General features: G+C 73.0%; 7 protein-coding genes. 2 read left to right on the top strand and 5 right to left on the bottom strand.

Annotated features, from left to right (window positions below; translation table 11 throughout):
* Nucleotides 1-434: DUF6207 family protein (locus tag ACSNOD_RS08995; RefSeq protein ID WP_436766264.1), on the top strand; the 434-nt coding region annotated here is incomplete at its 5' end.
* On the opposite strand, the gene ACSNOD_RS08990 is transcribed toward ACSNOD_RS08995, so the two are convergent.
* From ACSNOD_RS08990 to ACSNOD_RS08975, 4 genes are all read right to left on the bottom strand, one after another.
* Nucleotides 408-1,346, bottom strand: a complete 939-nt coding sequence (locus tag ACSNOD_RS08990; protein WP_436766263.1) for a hypothetical protein — start codon at nucleotides 1,344-1,346, stop codon at nucleotides 408-410. The genes ACSNOD_RS08995 and ACSNOD_RS08990 overlap by 27 nt on opposite strands.
* Before the next feature lie 265 nt (nucleotides 1,347-1,611).
* Nucleotides 1,612-2,313, bottom strand: a complete 702-nt coding sequence (locus ACSNOD_RS08985) for a hypothetical protein (protein WP_436766262.1) — start codon at nucleotides 2,311-2,313, stop codon at nucleotides 1,612-1,614.
* Between the two features lie 108 nt (nucleotides 2,314-2,421).
* Nucleotides 2,422-3,117 (bottom strand): hypothetical protein, encoded by a 696-nt coding sequence (locus tag ACSNOD_RS08980; protein WP_436766261.1) that lies wholly within the window; start codon nucleotides 3,115-3,117, stop codon nucleotides 2,422-2,424.
* A 380-nt stretch (nucleotides 3,118-3,497) separates the two neighbouring features.
* Complete coding sequence (locus ACSNOD_RS08975) at nucleotides 3,498-5,111, bottom strand: replication-relaxation family protein (protein ID WP_436766260.1); 1,614 nt, start codon at nucleotides 5,109-5,111, stop codon at nucleotides 3,498-3,500.
* Nucleotides 5,112-5,786: 675 nt separating this feature from the next.
* Between ACSNOD_RS08975 and ACSNOD_RS08970 the strand changes: the two genes are divergently transcribed.
* Nucleotides 5,787-6,230, top strand: a complete 444-nt coding sequence (locus tag ACSNOD_RS08970; protein ID WP_436766259.1) for a hypothetical protein — start codon at nucleotides 5,787-5,789, stop codon at nucleotides 6,228-6,230.
* A 218-nt stretch (nucleotides 6,231-6,448) separates the two neighbouring features.
* Here ACSNOD_RS08970 and ACSNOD_RS08965 read toward each other — a convergent pair whose 3' ends face one another.
* Complete coding sequence (locus ACSNOD_RS08965; protein ID WP_436766258.1) at nucleotides 6,449-6,664, bottom strand: hypothetical protein; 216 nt, start codon at nucleotides 6,662-6,664, stop codon at nucleotides 6,449-6,451.
* Between the last annotated feature and the right edge of the window lie 19 nt (nucleotides 6,665-6,683).

The raw sequence follows: 6,683 nt of genomic DNA, 5'->3' as shown, positions 1-6,683 counted from the left end.
GCCCCCCCCCCCGCCAGGGCGGGGGCAGCAGCCCCAGCCCCCGCCCTGCCACCAGAGCCGCCTTCACCACCTTCTGTCTACGGCCCGCCCCGTTCTCCGGCCAGCCGGCCGCCCGCGCCCGCGTGGCCTCCTCGCCCGTCCGGGTGACCGGCCGGGCGCCGGTGAACCGGCAGCGGCAGCCGGGCGTCGGTCAGGGCATGCGCATCGACCAGCAGCATCTGTGCGAGCCCGGCCTCGTCGTTCTGGACGTCACCGCCGCCGACGAAGCCACCCTCCACACCGTCATGGACCGCCTCCAGCAGCAGTGGGCCACCTCCGGCATCACCCCGGTTCGGCGCCACCCTGGCGCCCCCGGCGTCAAAGCCCGGATCTACGCCGATACCCGCCGCCCAGGGGCCCCGGAAGCGTCAGCCCCCGCCCAACGACGCACGTAGGCGTACGGCGACCTGCTGGTACGGCTCGGTGAAGGCAGGGTCCTGGAACTCGCCGGCTTCAGGCAGCCGCTGGAGCCCGGTGCGCCAGCCTTCCCGGATCGTCCAGCCGAGGGGACGCAGCCCTGCGCGCTCCATGTCCCTGTCGACGCCGGCCAGGAAGCCCTCGTCGACCGGCAGCTTGCCGTTCACCTGCCAGATCACCCCTGCCAGGGGGATGGGCAGGCTGCTGTAGCCGAAGAGGAAGGACAAGCACCGCTCGCGCAGCACCGCCGCGCTCTGCTCGGGGCTCAGCGCCGCTCCCTGCACCTCGTGCGTGTCCGGCAGCACGATCAGGCAGTCGATGTGCGGGAAGTCATCCACCTCAGCCAGGGCGACGTGGGCAGTGGCCATTTCCCGGTCGGGGCAGGACCATCCTCGGTGCGGCAGCAGCACGACGACGTCGTAGTCCCTGCGCGCGTCGTCCAGAACTGCTCGAAGGGGACTCAGGTCGTCCTGCGGCCCTCCACGGCCGCCGGGCTGTGCTGACCCTCGGTTCTTCCAGAGGCAGGCGTGGAGCACCAGCGTCCCGGGGGTCGAGCACGAGGACCACAGCGTGGTGGTCCGCGGCTGCGGCGGGCTCGGCGGCTCATCGGATTTCCCGCGGCGGCGACGGCGCAACGCCATCCCCCAGTACGGGTCGTGCTCCTGAAGAAGGAGAACGCGCTGCCCCTCCCTCGCCCAGACTGCCGCGATCTTGGCGACGAGGTGGCAGGCGTCCCATGACCCTTTGGCCAGGAACCGGACAACAGGAGCGTCGGCCCGACCAGCGGCGGCCTGCGCCTCCCGGGCCGCCCTCAAAGCGGTGGTGTACTTCGCGCCGTCACGAGCGGCCTTGCGCGCGGTTTGAGCAGCGGTGGACTGGTTCTTCGGCATGGCGTACCCCTTGCCAGCCGGGCCACGCCCCCGACCAGCACGTACGTCTGCCGTCAGCAGGACGAGTGACACCTGGGAGCGCGGGCCCCGAAAGACCTTGACCACCTGCCCGGTACGGCGTGGGTCCGGGACCAGCAGTTGAGCGGCAGTACGCGGCTAGCCAGACAGGACGGTACCCGCAACGGCAGCCGGCATCCGGCAGGCGGGCCCGGCACGTCCACCGACCGGGCGCCCGCCCCCCCAGCGGCAGACCGGGGAGCTGGGCCTAGTCGAACGGCCGGGCGGGCTGGGGATGGCGGGCTGGGAAGCTGAGGCGCTCGGGTCCGGTGAGCTCAAGGCGGTAGGTGTGTCCCTCTGTGGCGAGGTCGAGGTGCTGGGGTGGTGGCGGCAGGTCACGGAAGCTGACGCGCCGATCGTCGATGAGCGCTTGGGCCTGCTCCCACCACCACAGGGACCAGGCCCACAACGCCGACGGGAACATCTCCACGGGGGCGCGGGGCTCGGAGCAGGTGATGGTGACGAGGTACCCCGACACGCGGTCCTGTCCGTGGGTGTGCATCCAGGCCACCACGGTGTGCTCGTCGGCGATGATGCCGAGCGCCAGGGCGGGATGGCGCCGACGCAGGGTGTCGAGGACCAGCAGGGGCGGAGCGTCATCGGCCCGAGCAAGGAGGATGTCGGCCGTGGCCGCCAGCGACTCGTAATGGAGCTGCGCAGCGCGCCATGTCCTGCGCTGCTCCTGGGCCCGCGAGGCGGGAACGTGCGTCCCGGCGCGGGGGCGCGGCTCGAGAACCACCCGGTGCTGCTCACGATCCTGGATGAGGGGTGCGGGCTGCCGCGGGCTCGGACCGGGCGGGGGCAGCAGGCGTTGGGTCAAGCGGACTTGGAGGATGCCGTCGGGGCCGAGCAGGCAGTGGGTGCCCACGTCGGCCGCCATCATGGGCGCATCCGGGTCGACTTCGTTCATCGCCGGCTGTGCCGTCCGGTCATCGCCATCGTCCTCATCGCCCCTCGGCTCGCTCGCACCCCCGCCCCGGTGACCGCCCGCGGTGCCCCTGCGGCCCGGCCGGTGGCGCTATTCCTGCATGGCCACCAGGTCACCGGCAGGGATGATGACGCGCTCGCCCGCATCCGCCCGCCGGCACTCCAGGCCCTGCGCGGCGGCCGGCGGCGTCGGCGCTGCGAGAAGCACCTCGTAGCCCTGCGGCGGTCCCGGCTCCGCCGTCTGCCGCTCATCGTCCATGAGCCAGGTCGGCGCGTCCACGATGCCCGCGCGCCCCTCGTACGCGCCAGCGGTCACCAGCACCTGCGCCTGGGGCGGCAGTCCGGGGGGCCGCTCGGCGGCCAGCGCGTCCCGGACGGGGAAGAACGCGCGCAGGGTGCAGATGTCGACCGCCGGCAGCTCCGACCCCCGGCCGATCCCCCGCGGCAGACCGTCGGAATTCGCCAGGGGCGGGGCGGCAGGCCACCGGCGGGTCAGCCACGCCCACTCCTCCCGTGCTAGCGCCTCCGGCCGCCCCGTGTCGGTGTCCAGCCCCAGCTCCCGGCCGAGCGCGTACACCGCCTCCGGCCCCTGGGCCACGTGCCACAGCACGCTGCCCGTCGCCACCTCGGCGACCACACACCTCTGCCGTGCAGCGAGGCCGGCCAGGACCACACTCAGGACGCCGCGGATCGCCCGCCCGTCCCACGAGCCCACCGGGTACAGGAAACCCTGCCGAGAGCCCGTGACGATGTCGTGCGCCCGCTCCGCCGCCTGCTGCCACTGCAACGCACGTCCTCCTCACCGGGCCCACTGCACCAGCCGACCCACCGCTCCCGCCCCGCACCGGCCGCCACGGCCCGCGGGTTCGCCGGTTCTCACGCTGTGTCGCTCAGCCTAGGCGGCGCGACCTACCGGCGACGAGGCGCCCGGGTAGGCAGCGCCGTAGGGCCGGTGGCCCAGCAGGTGCTCGTCATCGCGGTCCCCGTACCCGGTCGGGCCCCCTGCGACGCGGCGGCCACGCGCTCGGCGGGCGCTTTGGCCTACGGGCCCGCGGAACCCGGCAATTTTGCCGGGTTCCGCTTCACTGCGGGCTTCGCCGCCCGTCTTCGACGACTTCCGCACCCGCTGAGCGTGGCAGCCATCACCGACGGCCGGGGCCGCTCGTGTTACCTGCGGAAGCGGGAGAGCCAGGTTCCGCCGGCCTTCTGCTCGGGCACGGCCTGGCCGTGTTCTTGGTGCCGGTGCTGGCCCCAGGCGTGGGCTATGTCGGTGAGGAACCGCTGATCGCAGTCCTCGCACAGAGACGGGCGGGGCTCGGGGGTGACGCCCGAGCCGACGCGCCGGATCGCCTTCCACCGTTCGTCGGTGAACGGGGCACCGCAGTCGGTGCAGCGGGGACGGCCAGCCTCACGCTGGACATGCTGCTGCTGTGGTTCCCGTCGCGCCGGGCCCTGATGCTCCTGCTCGCCGGCGGCTTGGCCTTCGGTGGCGATGGCCGTGCGCTTGCAGTCGTCGCACAGGTGCGGGTGGGTGTCCTTCGGGCTTCCCCAGTCCGTCGCCTGCCACCGTTCGTCGCTGAACCTCCTCCCGCAGCCGGTGCAGCTGGGACGGCGGGCCTCCCGCTCGGCTGCCTTCTTCGCGGCCTGCTCCTGGGCCGCCTGCCGCATCTGTGCCTGGTACTTCTCCTGCCGGGCCTTGGCCTCTTGCCGGGCGCGGGCATTGGCCGCTTCGCGCCGGGGGTTGCCGATCGCCTCCCGCAGCGGCTGCATGTGGGTGCGCCCGAAGCGGAGGAACACCGGTCCGGCCGGGCCGTGCGCGCGCAGGTGTTTCAGGCCGGTCGCGATAATCGGGATCTTCCCGTCGTAGACGTGGAAGCCCTTCTCCGGCTCCCCCTGCCATAGGTGGCGGGTCAGCTCTCGCAGGCGCGGGACGGTGCGGTTGGGGTTGCGCTCGCCGATGCGGTTGAACACCAGCAGGATGGGCGGGTGCGTCGCATCGCCGGACCAGGTGTCCGGGGCCGTCCAGCGGGTGCGCCACATCGGGCGCTCACGGCCGTCGGTGTCCTTCACCTTCCGCCGGAAGAACCGGGCGTACTTCTCCAGCTTGGCGGCGAGCTCCTCCGCGGTCTCGTGGCAGTTGTCGACCTCGATGAACAGCAGAGGCACGTTGTCCTGCGGGGCGGTGAGGACGATGTCGGCCTGGGCGCCGCCCTTGCCGGGCGCGTTCCAGGTGCCGGTGGCGGGCAGCGGGACCTCGGTCCAGTAGGAGGCGATGGTGCCGATGCCGGCCGGTGCGTCGACGGCGGCCTGGGCGGCGGCCCGGACATCGGCCGGGTCGTCGGCGAGCTTGGCCATGTTCGGCTTCGGGCGCAGCATCGCGATCACGGTCTCGTTGACGGCCATCGGGTGTGAGGCGCCGCTGGAGCCCGCGCCGCGGGCGGTGGAGCCCATCTCCGTCACGGGGCGCCGCAGTTCGTAGGAGGCGGCCTCCAGGCCCTTGGGGGTCAGGTTCCGCAGTCTCTCGCCGGTGGTGGTGGAGCCGCCGTTCTCGACGAGGCCGTGCTTGCGCATGTCGGAGAGCGCGCCGGTGTGCGAGGCGGTGCGAGCGGTCTTCTGCTCGGAGGGGGTCTTCTTGTCGGTGTGCCTGAAGCTCAGGTGCGGAGCGCCGATCCGCTGGATCTGATCAGCCGTGGCGACCTTCAGCGCTCCGAGCACGCTCAGCACGTCGCCGCGCAGATTGTTCGTGGACCCCGCCGGGTTGGTCTTCCGCTTCCCCGCCATCAGCTCTGCTCCCTCATCGCTCGCGGCCGGCCACCGGGCGCCCGCCGCGACTGGCCGCGCCCGGCCGGGGAGGACGCCCGGGTCCCCCGGAACCCGATGCTCTCCTCCCTTACGGACATCAGGAGGAGAGAAGAGGGTTGTGACGGCGTGGTTTTCGCGACGATCCCTGGCTTGGCCAGGGGGTTGTCGCCTCCCTCGGGTGAGGGGCACCAAAGGGGGTTCCCCAGGGCCCTCCGCGGGAGCCGCTCAAGGAGCCCGCTTCGGCTTGCCCGGTGCCGTCCGGGCCCATGGTCGGGGTGGGCGCGCCGGGCGCCTGCCGGTGGTCGGTGCGCGGTCATCGCGGTGGCTCCTTCGTCTCGAGCCGCCCTCGGGCGGGGCGGCGGTGATCGAGGGAGCAGCGTGCAGGAGGCCCCCTTGTCAGCGGTCTGACGGTGGTCGCTAGGGGGCGCGGTCAAGGAGAAACGCGGCGGTGGCCGGCCTGGTCAAGGGGTCGCGGTCGGGGCTCGTGCTCGGACCCGCCGCGGTGGCCAAGGGGGCCGGATTTGCCCCTTGCAACCCCGACTTGTCCTGCCTTGGGGCGGGGGTGAGTTCTCCGGCCGCTGTCCACAAGCCAGCACACCGAGTATGCGAGGACGACGCCGCGCATCGCGCGGCGGCCACCGTGAGGAGCGCGTGATGCCGTCCCTGATCCCGTCCCGTACACCGCTGACGCCCGAGCAGGTGCAGCAGGGCTTCGACTACCTCCTGGCGCTGCAGATGGGCGGCGGCGCCGCTGTCGCCGGACAGGCGGAAGCGGACCCGGAGCTGGCGTTCGTCCTGCTGCGGCTGGCCGGGGACATCGTCTGGCCCCTCACCACGGTGGGCGGGAGCAGCGACCCGTGCGCGGACTCCTTCGCGCTGGAGGAGGTCGGCTGCGTGCTGCTGGCCGCGCTGCGGGACTGGGCGCGGGACTCCCCCACCACAGGGGCGTTGGGCATCGCCCGCAGCATCATCCGGTTCGCGGCGAGCGTCATCCAGGACCCCGACCAGGCGGACACCGCCGACACTCTGGAGGCGATGCGCGACGAGCACCTGGTGCTGGCTCACGCGGCGCATGCCGCACCCGGTGCGCACCGGTAGCCGCACCACCGCTGGACGTGGGTGCGCACCGCCTCAACCGGGTGCGCACCCACGCGGTGGGCGGGCGCAGCCGGTGCGGCCGGCGGCGGCTGCGCATCGGGTGGGTCGGTGCGGTGGTGCGGTCCGGATGAGGGTGGCGCGTTCCCTACCCTCCTTGACAGGGCTTGCTAGGCCAGGGTTTTTCCCTTGACAACTCTCGCTAGGGCCCGCCTGGCCACTCACCGCGACACGACGGGGAACGCCTCCTCGACCCGCGAGGCGCCCAGCACCACAGCAGGTGTTCCCTGGGTGGTGGGCGAGCCACAGCTGTCGTCCACCTCGGCGGCGAGGGAGCCGTCGCCGGAGGCAAGGACATCGGCGTCGGCCGTGCTGTCACCGCACCACTGGTGCGGTGCGCGCGCACCGCACTGGGCACTTCGCGGCGGACGCACCACAGCCGCACCGCACCGGTGC

The sequence above is a fragment of the Streptomyces sp. URMC 123 genome, from assembly GCF_051386515.1.
Classification (GTDB): domain Bacteria; phylum Actinomycetota; class Actinomycetes; order Streptomycetales; family Streptomycetaceae; genus Streptomyces.
This window is presented reverse-complemented; position numbering and strand designations above follow the sequence as displayed.

Bases quoted from the DNA above. Each gene is read 5' to 3' on its own strand.
- ACSNOD_RS08990 (WP_436766263.1), bottom strand. From the start codon at position 1,346: ATGCCGAAGAACCAGTCCACCGCTGCTCAAACCGCGCGCAAGGCCGCT.
- ACSNOD_RS08985 (WP_436766262.1), bottom strand. From the start codon at position 2,313: ATGAACGAAGTCGACCCGGATGCGCCCATGATGGCGGCCGACGTGGGC.
- ACSNOD_RS08975 (WP_436766260.1), bottom strand. From the start codon at position 5,111: ATGGCGGGGAAGCGGAAGACCAACCCGGCGGGGTCCACGAACAATCTG.
- ACSNOD_RS08970 (WP_436766259.1), top strand. From the start codon at position 5,787: ATGCCGTCCCTGATCCCGTCCCGTACACCGCTGACGCCCGAGCAGGTG.